Source organism: Achromobacter dolens, assembly GCF_902859745.1.
In the GTDB taxonomy this organism is placed as follows: domain Bacteria; phylum Pseudomonadota; class Gammaproteobacteria; order Burkholderiales; family Burkholderiaceae_B; genus Achromobacter; species Achromobacter dolens.
On record NZ_CADIJW010000076.1, the window covers coordinates 1 to 16,541 of the forward strand.

Sequence of the window (16,541 nt, forward strand, 5' to 3'; positions counted from 1 at the left end):
GGTCTGGTCGGCGCCGGCCCAGACGCGGGCCAGCGGCACCGCCAGGCCGCCGGCGCCCACCGGCAGGGCGCGCGGCCCCAGGATGCCGATGGCGCGGGCCAGCCGTTCCAGGTCGGCGTCGTTGCGGGCATCCACCACCACGGTGGCGCCGGCCTGCGCGATGCGCGCGGCCAGCGATTCGGGCGATTCACCCGCCTTGGCCGCGACGTGGGCGCAGCCCAGCAGGGTCGGGATATGGCTTTCGGTCACGGGCGTGACCGGATCGGTGGCGGCCGAGGTGGCGGTGACGGGCTGGCCGTTCACCATGAGCATGCCGTCTTCCACGGTGCGGCCGGTGGCCGGGAAGGCCGGGCACACCACCGCGATGGCATCCGCGCCCCAGGCCTCGCGCGCCGCGTCGATCTCGGCCTTGAAGGCGCCGCGCAGCGTCGAGTCCACTTTCTTGTACAGGCGCGCGACGCCGGCGGCGCGCAGCCGCTCGACGTTGCGCCGGATCACCGCGTACGCCTGCGCGGCGGGCAGGGCGCGGCTGTGGGTGGTGACCGCCAGCACGTCGACGTCGTCGTCGGCCGGCGCGGCCAGCGCCTCGTGCGCGCCGTCGATCGACAGGCGGGTGGTCCAGCCGGCCCGAACGAACTGCACGGCGGTGTCGCCGGAGCCGGTCAGATCGTCGGCGACGATGGCGATGGCGGGGTTCAAAGGGCCTCCCCGCGCGCCTCGCGGTAGCCGCCCACCGCCGCGTCGTCGGCGGCGTCCTCGGACTTGAGTTCACCGGCGCGCTTGAGGAAGTACGAAGCCAGCACCGGGGCCAGGATCGAACTGATCAACACACACGCGGCGACCTGCGCGGTGGCGGTCGAGACGTACTGCTGGAAGTTGGGATCGGCGGCCGCGACCACGGCGGGCGTGGCGATGGCGTTGCCGGCGGTGGTGCCGGCCGCGAAGCCCAGGCCGCTCTTGCCGCCGCGGCGCAGGATCAGGCGATAGCCCAGGTAGACCAGGCCGCCGGTGATCGGGCTGATGATCAGGCCCAGGATCAGGCCGCTGACGCCGCCGCTGACGACCGCGCCCAGGTTGATGCCGGTGCCCAGCGCAAAGGCGAAGAAGGGGATGACGATGTTGGGCACGGGCTTGAGCACGTCGCGCCACTTGGGATCGAGGTTGCCGACCACCACGCCCAGCAGGAACGGCACCAGCGCCGCCACCAGGGCGATCATGGGGATGTCGGCCAGGCCCGAGGCGCCCAGGAACAGCAGGCTGAAGAAGGGGCCGTCGTTGACCGCGCTGGCGACGTAGGCGCCGCGGTCGCGGGCGTCGCCGTACTGGCCGGTGTAGGCCAGCCAGAGGCCGCCGTTGCTGTTGTCGAAGGCGGCCAGCATGGCCAGGATCGACACGCCCAGCACGCCGTCCAGGCCGACGTAGCTGCCCAGGATGATGATGAGGGTGGCGGGGACCAGCGTTTTCATCAGCAGGATGGTGCCGGCGGTGGCCAGGATGGGGCCGCCGGTGCGGGTGTTGACCTGGGTGCCGGTGGCGAAGATCAGCAGCGCGATCAGCGGCAGGGCGCTGTTCTTGAACAGGGCGGTGGTGAAGCCGCCGATGGCCAGCGCGTCGGGCGCGAAGGTGCCAATCAGAGACCCCAGGATCAGCGGGATCAGCATCAGGCCGCCGGGGATTTTCTGCATCGTGCCAAAGAAGGGCGAACGGGGGGTTGCGGTCGTCACAATCGGAGTCTCCAGGGGGATTTTCTCGCGGCGCAGACGTTCATGCGTGCGTCTGTCAGGGGGTTGAAAGCCGCCAGTGTACACTTGTACGTACAGCATGTACGTACAGGCTCTTCCCGTGTGGCGCGAGCGCGACGACTGCGGACCCGCTCAATCCAGCCCGACAAAGCCGCCCGTCTGGTGGCTCCAGAGCCGGGCGTACAGCCCGCCCTGGGCGATCAGGCCGGCGTGGGTGCCGGATTCGACGATGCGGCCGCCGTCCAGCACCACCAGCCGGTCCATGCGGGCGATGGTGGACAGGCGGTGCGCGATGGCGATGACGGTCTTGCCCCGCATCAGCGCCTCCAGGCTTTCCTGGATCGCGGCCTCGACCTCGGAATCGAGCGCCGAGGTGGCTTCGTCCAGGATCAGGATGGGCGCGTCCTTGAGCAGCACGCGGGCGATGGCGATGCGCTGGCGCTGGCCGCCCGACAGCTTGACGCCGCGCTCGCCGACGTGGGCGTCCAGGCCGCGGCGGCCGTCGCCGTCGACCAGGGCGTCGATGAATTCGGCGGCGCGGGCGCGGTCGATGGCGTCGCGCAGTTGCGCCTCGCTGGCGTCGGGCCGGCCGTACAGCAGGTTGTCGCGGATCGAGCGGTGCAGCAGCGAGGTGTCCTGGGTGACCACGCCGATCTGCGAGCGCAGGCTTTCCTGGGTGACGCCGGCGATGTCCTGGCCGTCGATCAGGATGCGGCCGCCTTCCACGTCATACAGCCGCAGCAGCACGTTGACCAGGGTCGACTTGCCGGCGCCCGACGGGCCGATCAGGCCGATCTTTTCGCCCGCATGCACGGTCAGGTCCAGGTGCGGGATGATCTGGCGGCCGCTGCCGTAGTGGAACGACATGTCCTCGAAGCGCACCTCGCCTTGCGTGATGCGCAAGGGCACCGCGTCGGGGCGATCCACGACCTGGCGCGGTTGCGAGATCGTGGCCAGGCCGTCCTGCACGATGCCGACGTTTTCCGAGATGCCGTTCACTTCCCACATGATCCAGGCGGACATGTTGTTGATGCGGATCACCAGCCCCAGCGCCAGCGTGATCGCGCCCAGGCTGATGCTGCCGATGCTCCACAGCCACAGCGCCAGGCCGGCGGTGCTGGCGATCAGGATGCCGTTGAGCGTGTTGATGGACACGTCCATGGCGGTGATGACGCGGGTCGACAGGCGCTGCTTTTCGGTCTGTTCGGTCATGGCCTGGCGCGCGTAGTCTTCCTCGCGGCGGGCGTGGGCGAACAGCTTGAGCGTGGAGATGTTGGTGTAGCCGTCGACAATGCGGCCCATCAGCCGGGAGCGCGCCTCCGAGGCGATGACGGCGCGCGACTGCATGCGCGGCACGAAGTACGCCAGCATGCCGCAATAGATGGCGATCCACAGCACCAGCGGAATCACCAGGCGCCAGTCGGCCTCGGCGAACAGGTACAGCGCGCTGGCCGCGTACAGGATGACGTGCCACAGCGCGTCCACCGACTGCACGGCCGAATCGCGCAGCGAATTGCCGGTCTGCAGCACGCGGTTGGCGACGCGGCCGGCGAAGTCGTTGTGGAAGAACGCCAGCCCCTGGTTCAGCACGTAGCGGTGGTTCTGCCAGCGCACCAGCGTGGTCAGGCTGGGCGAGATGGTCTGGTGCGACAGCAGGTCGTGCAGCGCGATCGACAGCGGCCGCAGCACCATCACCACGAACGCCATCCACACCAGCGTGTAGGCGTGCTCGCGGAAGAAGTCCGCCGGCGGGGTGTGCTGCGCCATGTCGACCAGGTCGGCCAGGAAACTGAACAGCGCCACCTCCACCAATGCGCCGCCCAGGCCGACCAGCAGCAGGATGGCGAAGATCGGCCAGACCTGCCACAGGTAATAGGCGTAGAAGCGCAGCACGCGTCCCGGCGGGGTGATGTCGGGGGCGTCGCGGAACGGGTCGATCAGGTTTTCGAAGTAGCGGAAGACGGGATTCGATTTTGCGCCGGGCATGGCAGGTCCGTAGAAGGAGGCCGCCCAAGCGTATCAGGGTAACCCCTTAAAAATAAAGGGGCTGCGCGCCGTCATCCGTATTGCGCGCGCCGCGTTCCGCCCTCGCGCCGGCTGGCCTTGTCGGTGATGAGGTTGTCCTGCGCCATGCGCTGGCCGCGCCCGGCGATGCGGGTCAGCAGGTCGCGCAGCAGGGCGACCTCGGCGGCATCCAGGTCCTGCACCAGCAGGTCGTTCAGGCGCACGACCTCCGGCAGCAGGGCGCGGTAGCGGTCCAGGCCTTCGGCGGTGGCCTCGACGCGCACCACGCGCCGGTCGGCGCTGTCGGGCAGGCGCCGCAGCCAGCCTTTCTCGCACAGGGAACCAAGGGTGCGCGAGGTGCGCGCCAGGTCGAGCCTGGCGGCCGCGGCCAGTTCGGCCGAGGTCATGATGCCGCCCTCGACCGCACAGGCCAGCAGGCGCCATTCGCGCCGGGTGATGCCGAAGCGGCCTTCGCACAGCCGCACGAAGACGGGGTTGGACTGCGCCCAGGCCTGGTATAGCTGGTACATCAGCATTCCGGCCAGGGGGTGTTCGACGGGATCTTGCGGGGGCATTGTCGTCTCCTGCCAACGGCGCGCCGCGTCCATGGCGTGGCGCATATCGTTATGGCGAGTATTGGCAGTTCATATCGTTATGACAAGTACTGGATTAGATCAAGCAATCTTCACGGCGCTACAGTCGTCTCGCCTATCCAGGCCCAGGCCCGGCATGCGCAAACATAACCGACAGCGGGCCGTTGTCACCAGGGAGACTACCGTGCGTAATTGGATATCCTGCGCCGCGTTCGCGGCGCTCGCGGCGGCTTCGGCCGCGCCCGCCTGTGCCCAGCAGGCGCCGCTGGACGGCGCCCTGACCATCGTGGTGGGCTATCCGCCAGGCGGCAGTTCCGACCGCATCGCGCGGCTGGTGGCCGACCGCCTGAAGGACCGGCTGGGCGTGACCGTGGTGGTCGAAAATAAGACCGGCGCAGGCGGCCGCATCGCGGCCCAGGGCCTGCATGCGCTGGCCGCGCGGCAGAACGTGCTGATGCTGGCCAATCCCGCCGTCATGGTGGTGGCGCCGCTGGTCTACGCCGAACCCGGCTACGACGCCCGCCGCGATTTCCAGCCGGTGTCGCTGGTCAGCCGCTACAAGTTCGCCTTGGCGGTGGCGGCCAATTCGCCCATCCGCGACGTGGCGGGGCTGCGCCAATGGCTGCGCGACAACCCGCGCCAGTTCTCCGTGGGCGTGCCGGCCACCGGCAGCCTGCCGCATTTCTTCGCGCTGATGCTGGGCCGCCAGATCGGCCAGGAACCCGAGGTGGTGGGGTATCGCGGCTCGGCGCCGCTGATCTCCGAACTGATCGGCGGCGTGCTGCCGCAGGCGGTCGATACGCTGGACACGCTGCTGCCGCAGCACCGCGCCGGCAAGATCCGCATCCTGGCGACCTCGGGCGAGGCGCGCGACCCGCTGCTGGCGGACGTGCCAACCTTCCGCGAGGCCGGCGTGGACCTGGCGGCCGACGGCTGGAACGCGTTCTTCGCCTCGTCGGCGATGGCGCCGGCCAAGGCCGCCCGGCTGGGCGAGGACATCGCCGCGGTGATGCGCGAGCCGGCCATGCAGCAGGCGGTGCGCGAGTCGTATCTGGAGCCGGTGACGGCGGATGCCGCCGCCACCGGGCGCGAGCTGGACGCCTACCGGGCCCAATGGGAACCGGCGGTGAAGGCTTCCGGCTTCACCGCCACGCAATAGGGCGGGCAACGATGAGCACGGTGCAGAATGTGTTGTTCATCATGGCCGACCAGTTGCGGGCGGATCACCTGAGCTGCTATGGCCATCCCTATTTGCAGACGCCCAGCCTGGACGCGCTGGCCGCGCGCGGCGCGCGCTTCGAGCGGGCCTTCGTCAATTCCGGCGTGTGCGGCCCGTCGCGCATGAGCTATTACACGGGGCGCTATCCGTCGCGCCACGGCGCCACCTGGAACCGGGTGCCGCTGTCGGTCAACGAGATCACGCTGGGCGAATACCTGGCCGGGCAGGGGCGCGACCTGGCGCTGGCGGGCAAGACCCACGTCATTCCCGACCGCGCCGGCATGGAGCGCCTGTCGATCGACGGCGGCTCCGAGCTGGGCGCGCTGCTGTCGCGCGGCGGCTTCATCGAGGTCGATCGCTACGACGGCCACCACGAACCGGGCAAGGAAAGCGGCTACCCCGCGTTCCTGCGCAGCCAGGGCTACGACAGCGCCGACCCCTGGACCGACTACGTCATTGCCGGCGTCGACGCCCACGGCCAGGTGGTCAGCGGCTGGAACATGCGCAACGTGCACCTGCCGTCGCGGGTGGCCGAGCCGCATTCCGAGACCGCCTACATGACCGACCAGGCGCTGCGTTTCATGCAGCAGCGCGGCAGCCAGCCCTGGGTGCTGCACCTGAGCTACGTCAAGCCGCACTGGCCTTATATGGCGCCGGCGCCCTACCATCAGCGCTACACGGCCGACCAGTGCCTGCCGGTGCGGCGCAGCCGCGAGGAGCTGGCCGGCGCGCATCCGGTGGTGGCGGCCTACCGCCAGCATGAGGAAAGCGTCAGCTTCTCGACCGATGAATGCGTGCGCGTGGTGCGTCCGGCCTACCAGGGCCTGATCCGCCAGCTCGACGACCACCTGGGGCGGCTGTTCGACTACATGGAAGGCGCGGGCCTGATGCGCAACACGCTGATCGTGTTCACGGCGGATCACGGCGACTTCCTGGGCGACCACTGGCTGGGCGAGAAGGAACTGTTCTACGACACCGTGCAGCGCGTGCCGTTCATTGTGATGGACCCGTCGGCTGAGGCCGATGCGACGCGCGGCCAGGCGCTGGTGGACATGGTGGAAAGCGTGGATCTGGTGCCGACGGTGCTGCGCGCGCTGCAGGCGCCGCGCCCGTGGCACCGGCTCGAAGGGCGCGAATTGCAGACCGTGCTGCACGGCCGTGGCGCCGAGGATCCCTGGCGCGACTGCGTGTTCTCGGAACTGGACTACAGCTTCCGCCAGGCGCGCCTGCTGCGCGGCAAGACGCCGCAGAACGCGCGCGCCTGGTCGGTGCGCACCGACCGCTGGCGCTACGTGTACTGGCTGGACGAACCCGAGCAACTGTACGACCTGCAGGCCGATCCCGACGAGTTCCAGGACCTGGGCGCCAGCGCCGCGCACGCCATGGTGCGGGCGCAACTGCGAGAGCGCCTGCTTGACTGGATGCTGCGCGGCAAGCGCCGCACCACCCTGAGCGATGCGGCGGTGGAGCAGGGCACCAACGCGCACAAGCGCGCCGGGGTGTTCTTCGGGCAGTGGTGAGCGCCCGGCGCGCGGCGCCAGACGGCGGCGCGCGGGTTGCCGTCCGCGGCCGCGCCCAGGTTTACGTCAGGCGCCCGCGGTGTCCTTCTGCGGCGCCGCGGCGGCCGGCTTGAGTTCGCGCCGCAGGATCTTGCCGACGTTGGTGCGCGGCAGGTCATCGCGGAACTCGATGTAGCGCGGGACCTTGTAGCCGGTGAGCTGGGTGCGGCAGTGCGCGATCAGCGTCTCGGCGTCCAGGTTGGGGTCCTTGCGGATCACGTACAGCTTGACTGCTTCGCCGGAGCGTTCGTCGGGCACGCCGATGGCGGCCACTTCGCGCACGCCGGGATGCAGCGCGGCGGCGTCCTCGACCTCGTTCGGATAGACGTTGAAGCCGGACACCAGGATCATGTCCTTCTTGCGGTCCACCAGGAAGACATAGCCGGTGTCGTCGACGTAGCCGACGTCGCCGGTGCGCAGATAGCCGTCGGGCGTCATCACCAGCGCGGTCTCGTCGGGCCGGTTCCAGTAGCCGCGCGTCACCTGCGGGCCGCGCACGCAGATCTCGCCGCGTTCGCCCACGCCCAGCTCGCGTCCGTCGTCGTCGCGGATCGACAGGTCGGTGGACGGCACGGGCAGGCCGATCGAGCCGGTGAAGACCTTCACGTCGAGCGGATTGATGGTCACGGCGGGCGAGGTCTCGGTCAGGCCATAGGCCTGCGCCAGCGCCCGGCCGGTGACGGCCAGCCAGCGCTCGGCCACGGCGCGCTGCACCGCCATGCCGCCGCCCATCGTCAGTCGCAGGCGCGAAAAGTCCAGCCTGGCGAAATCGGGGTGGTTGAGCAGGGCGTTGAATAGCGTGTTGACGCCGGTGAAGGCGCTGAACGGCACCTTGCCCATCTCCTTGATCAACCCGGGGATGTCGCGCGGGTTGATGATGAGCAGGTTGCTGGCGCCGATCTTCATGAAGGCCAGGCAGTTCGCCGTGAGCGCGAAGATATGGTAGAGCGGCAGGGCGGTGACGATGCATTCCTCGCCGTCCTTGACCAGCGGCTTGATCCAGGCGTGGGCCTGGGTGACGTTGGCGGCCAGGTTGCCGTGCGTCAACATGGCGCCCTTGGCCACGCCGGTGGTGCCGCCGGTGTATTGCAGGCAGGCCAGGTCGTCCTGCGTCAGCGCGACTTCGTCGAACGGCGCGTCGCGCCCGGCGCGCAGGGCGTCGCGCAGCCGTATCGCGCCGGGGATGGACCAGGCCGGCACCATGCGCTTGACGCGCTTGACCACGAAATCGACCAGCCGGCCCTTGAGCGGGCTGAGCAGTTCGCCGATGGAGGTCACCAGCACCCGCTCGATGGCCGTGGCCGGCAGGGTCTTCTGCACGGTGGCGGCGAAATTGTCGGCCACCACGATGGCGCGCGCGCCGGAATCGATCAACTGGTGCTCGAGTTCGTGGGCGGTGTAGAGCGGATTGCAGTTGACGACGACGCAGCCGGCGCGCAGCACGCCGAACAGGCACACCGGATACTGCAGCAGATTGGGCATCATCAGCGCCACGCGGTCGCCCTTGCGCAGGCCGTTGGCGCGCAGCCAGGCGGCGAAGTCGCGCGTCAGGGCGTCGAGCTCGCCGTAGGTCAGCGTCTTGCCCATGCTGATGTACGCGGCCTTGTCCGCGAAGCGCCGGCAACTGTCGCGCGCGATCGAGGCCAGCGTGGTGGCCTCGTCCAGCTCGATCTCCGCGGGCACGCCCGGGGGGTAGCTCTTTTGCCAGATTCGTTCCATCTTCACGGGGTTCCCAGTAGGGCTTTTTTCAGGGAGGACTGCGCCGGGTTGTCGCCCAGCCACACCCGCAGCAGGGCGCGAGCGAAGGCGGGATCGTCGATTCTGCCGCGCTGTTTGCCGTTGTCGGTGATGGTGACGCCGCGGGCGTCGAAGTCCAGGTCGATCACATCGCCTTCGCGCGCCGAGCCGATCTCGGCCATCAGCGACGACAGGCGCGCGGCGGACGGTTGCAGCGCGGCGAGTTCCTGTTTGGGCGTATTGTCGCGCAATCCTTCCTGCAGCGCCGCGTCCAGGCTCTTGCTATCGACATCCCGCAAGAGTTGCAGCCGCATGCGGCGCGGTTCGTTGCTGTCGATCAAGGCCTTGGCGTCCTGGCTCCTGGCGCTGGCATACAGCGCCGCCACATACACCTTGACCACGAACTTGGTGCGCAGGCCGGCGCCGTTCAGCACCAGCGCGCGGCCGCCTTCGGACAACTGCGCGGGGAGGCACACGCCGGCCACGTCCATGTCGGCGGCCAGCGCGGGGGCGGCCGTCAGGCAGGCGGCCAGGACCAGGCTCAGGGCGGCGGCGCGCCCTCCGGGGATGATGTCACGCATGGGTCTCCTCCAGTCGTTTTCTGCTTGTAGTACTTCTTGTCGGCGATGTAGATCGTGCGTTCCACGACGGCATAGACGACGCCGTCCTTGTCCTTCAATTCCACGGTGTAGGTCCGGGTGGTCTCGTGGTCACGCGCAAGAATCCTGCGTATGTCCGCGATTTCTCCCGGCGGCAGCCGGAAGTCCACATACAGCGTGGTGTAGGCGGGCTTGCGGTAGCGGATGGAAGCCGCCTTGTCCCACACGATGTGGTCCGCGCCCAGCGCGGCCATCAGCATGGTGGGGTGGGCGCCGTCGGTCACCGCGAACAGCGAACCGCCATACATGGATCCGACGATGTTGCGCGTGCGCCGCAGCAGGGGCAGCTTGATGCGGATGTGCTGGAAATCGTGCGACACATGCAGCACCCGCCCGCCGGTGGCCCGGAATGCCGGATGCAGGTTGAATCCCACCCGCATCAGGCGCGCGCGCCAGGCCGGCGACAGGCGTTTGAACCAATAGGGCTTCACGGCTTTTCCATCCGGCTTGCGTCACATGGCCTCGAACAGGCCCGCCGCGCCCATGCCGGTGCCGATGCACATCGTCACCAGACCGTACTTGCCGCCGGTGCGGCGCAGCCCGTGCATCAGTGTGGCGGTGCGGATCGCGCCGGTCGCGCCCAGCGGGTGGCCCAGCGCGATGGCGCCGCCCAGCGGGTTGACCTTGGCCGGGTCGAGCTGGAGCTCGCGCATCACCGCCAGCGATTGCGCGGCGAAGGCTTCGTTCAGTTCGATCCGGTCCAGGTCGTCCTGGGCGATGCCGGCGCGCGCCAGCACCTTGGGAATGGCGGCCATGGGGCCGATGCCCATGATCTCGGGCGGCACGCCGGCCACGGCGAAGCTGACGAAGCGCGCCAGCGGGCTGAGGTTGAATTCGCGCAGCACCCGCTCGGACACCAGCACCACCGCGGCGGCGCCGTCCGACATCTGCGAGCTGTTGCCGGCGGTGACGCTGCCGCGGGCGGCGAACACGGGCTTGAGCCGCGCCAATCCCTCGGCGCTGCTGTCGGGGCGCGGGCCTTCGTCGACTTCGACCAGGCGGCGGCTCTCGCGCACGTCGCCCTTGGACCCGCCGGGCAGCCGCGTCACCACCTCGAACGGCGTGGTCTCGGCGCGGAAATGGCCGGCCGCGATGGCGGCGTTGGCCTTCTGCTGCGAGGCCAGCGCGAACGCGTCCTGGTCTTCGCGCGACACCTTCCATTGCTCGGCGACCTTTTCGCCCGTCAGGCCCATGCCGAAGGCCATGCCGATGTTCTCGGGGTGCGAGAAGATGGCCGGGTTGAGCGACACCTTGTTGCCCATGATCTGCGGCATGGCGCTCATGGATTCGGTGCCCGAGCCGATCATGATGTCGGCTTCCCCGGTGCGGATGCGGGCGGCGGCGTCGGCCACCGCCTGCAGCCCGGAGGCGCAGAAGCGATTGACGGTGACGCCGGCCACGCTTTGCGGCAGGCCGGCCAGCAACAGGCCGATGCGCGCCACGTTCATGCCCTGTTCGGCTTCCGGCATGGCGCAGCCGGTGATGACGTCGTCGATGCGCGCCGGATCCAGCCACGGCGTCTGCTTCAGCACGCCCCGCAGCGCCGCCGCCAGCATGTCGTCGGGCCGCGTGGTGGCATACACCCCATTGCGCTTGCCCACCGGCAACCGCGTCGCCGCAACGATGTAAGCCTCTTGAATCTGCTTGCTCATATCATTTCCTCGTATCCATAACGATCACCCTCTATGCACACCACGGTCCCCCACAAGCGGGGCCGCGCGGATCCGGCTCCGCCGGTCCGCCACCGGCGCCTCTGGGGGAGGCGCCGCAGGCGCTAGGGGGGGCTTAATTCCGCAATGGCTTGCCCGTGTCCAGGGTGTGGCGGATGCGGGCCTGGGTCTCGGGCGTGCGCAGCAGCGCGACGAACTCCTTGCGCTCGACCGCCAGCAGCCATTCCTCGTCGACCTTGGCGCCCGTCTCGACCTCGCCGCCGCACAGCGCCACCGCGGCGCTGCGGGCCACGCGGTAGTCGTGGGCGCTGATCATGCCGCCTTCGCGCATGTTGACCAGCACCATCTCGAAGTTGGCGATGCCGTTGCGGCCGGCCACGGGTACGTCCTGCAGCCGCGGGGGCGGCGCGTAGCCGGCGGTGGCGGCGGCGCGCGCCTGGCCGATGGCCACGAACAGCAGCTCGCCGGGATGGAACAGCACGATGTCCTGCTCGCGCGCAAAGCCCAGGTCCACCGCCTCGATGGCGCTCTTGGCGACCCGCGCCATGGCGATGGTCTGGAACACCGGCTGCAGGAACGGGAACACCTCGCCGGGCGTGGCCGTCTTTGCCGCCAGCGCCGCGGCGCGGCCGGCGAATTCCTTGCTGCCGCCGCCGGCCGGGATCAGGCCCACGCCCGCCTCGACCAGGCCGATGTAGCTTTCCAGCGCCAGCACGCGGTGCGAGGCGTGCATCAGGAATTCGCAGCCGCCGCCCAGCGCCATGCCCTGCACGGCCGCCACGGTGGGGATCTGCGCGTATTTGAAGGCCTGCGAGGTGCGCTGGAACTTCTCGACGGTGGCTTCCAGCATGTCCCACTGGCCGGCGGCGCAGGCTTCGGACACCTGTTGCAGGTTGGCGCCCACCGCGAATGGCGCGTCATGCCAGATCACCAGGCCGTCGAACTCGCGCTCGGCGCGGGCCACGGCCTGCAGGATGCCTTCGAGCACCTCGGCGCCCAGCGTGTGGTTCTTGGACGTGACCGACAGGATGGCGATGCCGGCGTCGACCTCGGGCAGGTTCCACAGGCGCACGCCTTCGTTTTCCCAGACCGTGGTGCCACGGTCGTCGGGGCCTTCGCCGAACACGCGCTCGGGGAACAACTGGCGCCGGTAGACCGGCAGCGCCGAGCGCGGATGCAGCTTGCCGCTGCGCGCGGAATACGAGCCGGCCGGCGTGTGCACGCCCTGGCGCTCGGGCTCCAGGGCCCAGGCCGGCAGCGGCGCGTCGCTCATGGCGCGGCCGGCGGCGATGTCTTCGGCGACGGCGCGGGCGATGGCCTGCCAGCCGGCGGCCTGCCAGGTCTCGAACGGGCCCTGGGCCCAGCCGAAGCCCCAGCGCATGGCCAGGTCCAGGTCGCGGGCGTTGTCGGCCACCTGGCCGAGCTGCACCGCGCTGTAGTGGAAGATGTCGCGGAACAGGCTCCACAGGAACTGGGCCTGCGGATGCTCGCTGGCGCGCAGCGCGGCGAAGCGCCTGGCCGGATCGCGTTCTTTCAGCAGCGCGGCGACCTCGTCGGCGAGCTTGCCGGCGCTGGGCCGGTAGTCCTGCGCCTGCAGGTCCAGCACCTGGATCTCGCGGCCGGCCTTGCGGTAGACGCCGGCGCCGCTTTTCTGGCCCAGCGCGCCCTTGGAGATCAGGGCCGACAGCCAGGCGGGCAGCGTGAAATAGCGGTGCCAGGGATCGTCCGGCAGGTTCTTGTCCATGGTGCCGACCACGTGGGCCAGCGTGTCCAGGCCGACCACGTCGGCGGTGCGGTAGGTGGCGCTCTTGGGACGGCCGATCTTGGGGCCGGTGAGGGCGTCGACCTCGTCGAAGCCCAGGCCCAGGCGCTGAGTGTGGTGCATGGCGGCCAGGATCGAGAACACGCCGATGCGGTTGGCCACGAAGTTGGGCGTGTCGAGCGCGCGGATCACGCCCTTGCCCAGGGCGGAGGTCAGCCAGGTCTCGAGCTGGTCCAGCACCGGCGCCTGGGTGTGCGCGGTGGCGATGATTTCCACCAGGCGCATGTAGCGCGGCGGATTGAAGAAATGGATGCCGCAGAAGCGGTCGCGCAGCGCGGCCGGCAGGGCGTTGGCCAGCGCGTCGATCGACAGGCCGGAGGTATTGGAGGCGATGATGGCGCCGGGCGCGACGTGCGGCGCGATGCGCTCGTACAGCGCGGTCTTCCAGTCCATGCGCTCGGCGATCGCTTCGATGATCAGGTCACAGCCGCGCAGTTGTTCGATATGGTCGTCGTAGTTGGCCGGGGTGATCAGGGCCAGGCGCGCGGGGCTGGCCAGCGGCGCGGGCTCCAGCTTCTTCAGGCCGGCCAGGGCTTTCTTGACGATGCCGTTGCGGTCGCCTTCGGGCGCGGCGAGGTCGAACAGCGTGACGGGCACGCCGGCGTTGGCCAGGTGGGCGGCGATCTGCGCGCCCATGACGCCGGCACCCAGCACGGCGACGTGTTTGACGACGAACTTGCTCAAGGAAGTCTCCTGAAAAGGCGGGCGGAAGACGGGGCCGGCCCGTCATCCGCCCCGGCGGGGCTAGAAGCGGGACGACAGTTGCAGGCCGAAGATGTGGCCGCTGCTGTCATAGGTGCCCGCGACGCGGCCCTTCGTCAATGCGTTGCCGGACGTGGTGTCGATATCCGTCTTGCGCAGGTACAGATAGGTATAGCCCAGATCCAGCGTGGTGCTCTTGGTGGCCTGCCACTGCACGCCCGTCGAGAACCAGTAGCGGTCGTTGTCGGGCAGCGAGGTGGGCCGGTCCTCGGCCTTGTGGACCGGCGACTGGTCGTAGGCCAGGCCAAACTTCCACTTCCAGTCCGGCGCGAACTTGTAGGTCGTGCCCACGGCGATGCGCCAGGTGTCGCGGAAGTTCAGCGGCAGGTCGTCATCGCGCGCGCCGGCGCCGGAGTTGCGGATCTTCAGGTCGGGGATGCTGCTCCAGCCGGTCCACGAGATGTCGCCCAGCAGTTCCCACTTCTCGTTGAGCTGATGGGTGGCGCTCAGGATCAGCGTATCAGGCAGGTCGACCGAGGCCTTGGCGTCGAACGAGACCGACTGGCGGGTCGGGCCGATGTTGTCGATGTCGGTGTCGCCCTTGGCCGTGTGCTTGATCTTGGAGCGGTACGACAGGCCGATGCGGGTGTCTTCGGTAGGTTGCAGCATGAAGCCCACGTTCCAGCCCCAGGCGTCGCCCTTCAGGTTGAGGTCGGCGTCGCCGTTGGTGATGAACGTGCCGCCGCCTGGCAGGGCCACGGGCACCACGGTCTTCTTCTTGTAGTTGGCGTCGATGTGCTGCCAGTTCACGCCGAAGCCCATCGAGAACTTGTCATTGACCTTGTAGGCGATCGACGGGTTGATGTTGATCGTCTTGATCTCGAATTTGTTCGAGTGGTATTGGCCTTCCCAGCCCTTGTCGTATTCGGTCATCAGGCCGAACGGCGCGCCGATGCCCAGGCCGATGAACCACTGGTCGCTCAATTGCCACGAGCCGTACAGGTTGGGCACGACGCCCAGGTTGCCGGCGTCGCCGCCGTCACCGCCGGTGGGGCGGGTGCCGCCCAGCGCCGTCGGATTGCGGGTGTTGCCGTTGTCCGAGAACTTGAACGAGGGTTTGATCAGGTTGACGCCGCCCGAGACATTGATGCCCGGCAGGTAGGTCATGCCCGCCGGGTTGTAGTAGATGATGCTGGCGTTTTCCGGATTTGCCGCCGAGCCCGCGTAAGCGTTGCCCAGGCCGCTGGCGTTCTGCTCCAGGAGCTGAAAGCCGGCGCCGTGGGCGGCGCTGGTGGCGCCCAGGCCGACCACAATGGCCGACAGGGTGCTCAGGGACAATGAACGTCTGCTCATGGTACTGCCTCCTCATGTTGGATAGGTATGTCTCTATGGCACTGCCGGTCTCGTCGTCCCGGTCTATCCGGCTCAAGGGGGGCCAGGCCGGTTTGGTTTGTTGACGCGTTGCTGCGTTAGGCACTGCGACTGCTCTGGTAATGCAGGGGGCCGCCCGTGAACGGCGCGAAGCCGGTTCCGAAGATCACGCCGGCGTCGGCCAGGTCGGCGTCGGCCACCACGCCGGCCTCGACCCGCTCGCGGGTGGCATCGATCAAAGGCTGGATCAGGCGCTCTGCCAGGCCGGCCGGCGCCTGTGCGCCGCCGTGGCCGTCCTTGACCGGCTTGCCGTCGCGCCAGGTGTAGAAGCCGCGCCCGCTTTTCTTGCCCAGGTCGCCGCGCGCCAGCTTCTCGGCCAGGCAGCGCGGCGGCTCGGCGCCGCCAGCCAGCTCCTGCCCGGCCGCGCGGGCGATGTCCAGGCCGACCGTGTCCGCCAGTTCGAGCGGGCCCATCGGCATGCCGAACGCCACCATGGCCGCGTCCACGGCGGCTGGCGATAGACCTTCATCGATATTTCGCATGGCCTGAAGCATATACGGTGCCAGCACCGCATTGACCAGGAAACCGGGGGCACTACGCACCGGCAAGGCCAATTTTCCGATCTGTCCTACAAAGGCGTTGGCGCGCGCCAGCGTTTGCGAGGCAGTGCCGTCCGCATGCACGACTTCCACCAGCGGCATCTTGGCCACGGGGTTGAAGAAGTGGATGCCGATCAGCCGTTCGGGGCGGGCCAGCCCGGCGCTCAGCGTTTCCAGCGACAGGCTGGAGGTGTTGGTGGCCAGCAGCGCGTCGGCCTTCATGCGCGGCTCCAGCGATTGGTACAGCCCGCGCTTGGCCTCGGGGTTCTCGCTGATGGCCTCGATCACCACGTCGGCCAGCGGTACGCCGCCGCCGGCGGGGTCGGGCATCAGCCGGTCGAAGGCGGCGCGGGCCGCGCGCCGGTCCTTCAGGCGGCGCGCGAACAGCGTCGCGGCGCGCTTGATGGCGGGCGCGATGCGGGCCATGTCCTGGTCCTGCAGCGTCACGGTCAGGCCCTTGAGCGCGCACCAGGCGGCGATGTCGCCGCCCATCACACCCGCGCCGACCACGTGCACGTGGCGCACCGGCGCGATGCCGGGCTGGCGGCCGTTGGCCTTCAGGCGTTCCTGCAGCCGGAACACGCGCAGCAGGTTGCGGGCGGTATCCGAGGCGATGATGGTGTCGATCAGCGCCGGCGCCTGCAAGGCGTTGCCGCCGTGCTTTTCCCAGAGTTCGATGATGGCGGGCGCGGCCGGGTAGTGGCCCAGCGGATCCTTGGCGGTGACCTGTTTGCGGGCGCGCTTGGCGGCGACTGCCTTGAGCGGCCAGCGGTTGAGCCAGGCGCCCAGGCCGCGCGCGCGGCGCGGCGGCTTGCCCGACAGCACCATGCCGCGCGCCGCCGCCTGCAGCAGGCGGGTCGGCAC

The 16,541-nt window shown here is 69.3% G+C and carries 12 protein-coding genes and 1 pseudogene; 2 read left to right on the forward strand and 11 right to left on the reverse strand.

The window, feature by feature from the left end:
* The 4 genes and pseudogenes from dtnK to HV783_RS27995 form a co-directional block, all read right to left on the reverse strand.
* A pseudogene (dtnK, locus tag HV783_RS27980) lies at positions 1-699 on the reverse strand (D-threonate kinase); the annotation flags it as partial.
* Positions 696-1,724, reverse strand: coding sequence for a 2-keto-3-deoxygluconate permease (locus tag HV783_RS27985; RefSeq protein WP_175190275.1), 1,029 nt, complete (start codon positions 1,722-1,724; stop codon positions 696-698). The pseudogene dtnK and the gene HV783_RS27985, both read right to left, overlap by 4 nt.
* Positions 1,725-1,874: 150 nt before the next feature.
* Positions 1,875-3,728, reverse strand: coding sequence for an ABC transporter ATP-binding protein (locus HV783_RS27990; RefSeq protein WP_175190276.1), 1,854 nt, complete (start codon positions 3,726-3,728; stop codon positions 1,875-1,877).
* 71 nt (positions 3,729-3,799) lie between these two features.
* Positions 3,800-4,321, reverse strand: coding sequence for a MarR family winged helix-turn-helix transcriptional regulator (locus HV783_RS27995; RefSeq protein WP_054503296.1), 522 nt, complete (start codon positions 4,319-4,321; stop codon positions 3,800-3,802).
* 202 nt (positions 4,322-4,523) lie between these two features.
* On the opposite strand from HV783_RS27995, the gene HV783_RS28000 reads away from it, so the two are divergent.
* Positions 4,524-5,498 carry a Bug family tripartite tricarboxylate transporter substrate binding protein gene (locus HV783_RS28000; RefSeq protein WP_049072952.1) on the forward strand — a complete coding sequence of 325 codons (975 nt, stop codon included), beginning with the start codon at positions 4,524-4,526 and terminating at the stop codon, positions 5,496-5,498.
* Positions 5,499-5,509: 11 nt separating this feature from the next.
* Positions 5,510-7,078: a sulfatase-like hydrolase/transferase gene (locus HV783_RS28005; protein WP_175190277.1), complete on the forward strand. Its 1,569-nt coding sequence runs from the start codon at positions 5,510-5,512 to the stop codon at positions 7,076-7,078.
* A 66-nt stretch (positions 7,079-7,144) separates the two neighbouring features.
* Here the strand turns inward: HV783_RS28005 and HV783_RS28010 are convergent, their stop codons facing one another.
* The 7 genes from HV783_RS28010 to HV783_RS28040 all read right to left on the reverse strand — a co-directional run.
* Positions 7,145-8,836: an AMP-binding protein gene (locus tag HV783_RS28010; RefSeq protein ID WP_175190278.1), complete on the reverse strand. Its 1,692-nt coding sequence runs from the start codon at positions 8,834-8,836 to the stop codon at positions 7,145-7,147.
* A gap of 2 nt (positions 8,837-8,838) precedes the next feature.
* Entirely contained in the window at positions 8,839-9,435 is a 597-nt protein-coding gene (locus HV783_RS28015) for a chalcone isomerase family protein (RefSeq protein WP_175190279.1), read from the reverse strand.
* On the reverse strand, positions 9,396-9,944 hold the full coding sequence (locus HV783_RS28020) for a DUF4442 domain-containing protein (RefSeq protein ID WP_054417268.1): 549 nt from the start codon (positions 9,942-9,944) through the stop codon (positions 9,396-9,398). The genes HV783_RS28015 and HV783_RS28020 overlap by 40 nt, the downstream gene beginning before the upstream one ends.
* 21 nt (positions 9,945-9,965) lie before the next feature.
* Positions 9,966-11,165, reverse strand: a complete 1,200-nt coding sequence (locus tag HV783_RS28025; protein ID WP_175190280.1) for an acetyl-CoA C-acyltransferase — start codon at positions 11,163-11,165, stop codon at positions 9,966-9,968.
* Positions 11,166-11,298: 133 nt separating this feature from the next.
* Positions 11,299-13,689 (reverse strand): 3-hydroxyacyl-CoA dehydrogenase/enoyl-CoA hydratase family protein, encoded by a 2,391-nt coding sequence (locus HV783_RS28030; RefSeq protein ID WP_175190281.1) that lies wholly within the window; start codon positions 13,687-13,689, stop codon positions 11,299-11,301.
* A 60-nt stretch (positions 13,690-13,749) separates the two neighbouring features.
* On the reverse strand, positions 13,750-15,060 hold the full coding sequence (locus tag HV783_RS28035) for an OmpP1/FadL family transporter (protein ID WP_054503071.1): 1,311 nt from the start codon (positions 15,058-15,060) through the stop codon (positions 13,750-13,752).
* Between the two features lie 116 nt (positions 15,061-15,176).
* Positions 15,177-16,541 (reverse strand): 3-hydroxyacyl-CoA dehydrogenase family protein (locus HV783_RS28040; RefSeq protein ID WP_175190282.1); only part of this gene is annotated, 1,365 nt, incomplete at its 5' end.

Bases quoted from the DNA above. Each gene is read 5' to 3' on its own strand.
- HV783_RS27990 (WP_175190276.1), bottom strand. From the start codon at position 3,728: ATGCCCGGCGCAAAATCGAATCCCGTCTTCCGCTACTTCGAAAACCTG.
- HV783_RS27995 (WP_054503296.1), bottom strand. From the start codon at position 4,321: ATGCCCCCGCAAGATCCCGTCGAACACCCCCTGGCCGGAATGCTGATG.
- HV783_RS28005 (WP_175190277.1), top strand. From the start codon at position 5,510: ATGAGCACGGTGCAGAATGTGTTGTTCATCATGGCCGACCAGTTGCGG.
- HV783_RS28010 (WP_175190278.1), bottom strand. From the start codon at position 8,836: ATGGAACGAATCTGGCAAAAGAGCTACCCCCCGGGCGTGCCCGCGGAG.
- HV783_RS28015 (WP_175190279.1), bottom strand. From the start codon at position 9,435: ATGCGTGACATCATCCCCGGAGGGCGCGCCGCCGCCCTGAGCCTGGTC.
- HV783_RS28025 (WP_175190280.1), bottom strand. From the start codon at position 11,165: ATGAGCAAGCAGATTCAAGAGGCTTACATCGTTGCGGCGACGCGGTTG.
- HV783_RS28035 (WP_054503071.1), bottom strand. From the start codon at position 15,060: ATGAGCAGACGTTCATTGTCCCTGAGCACCCTGTCGGCCATTGTGGTC.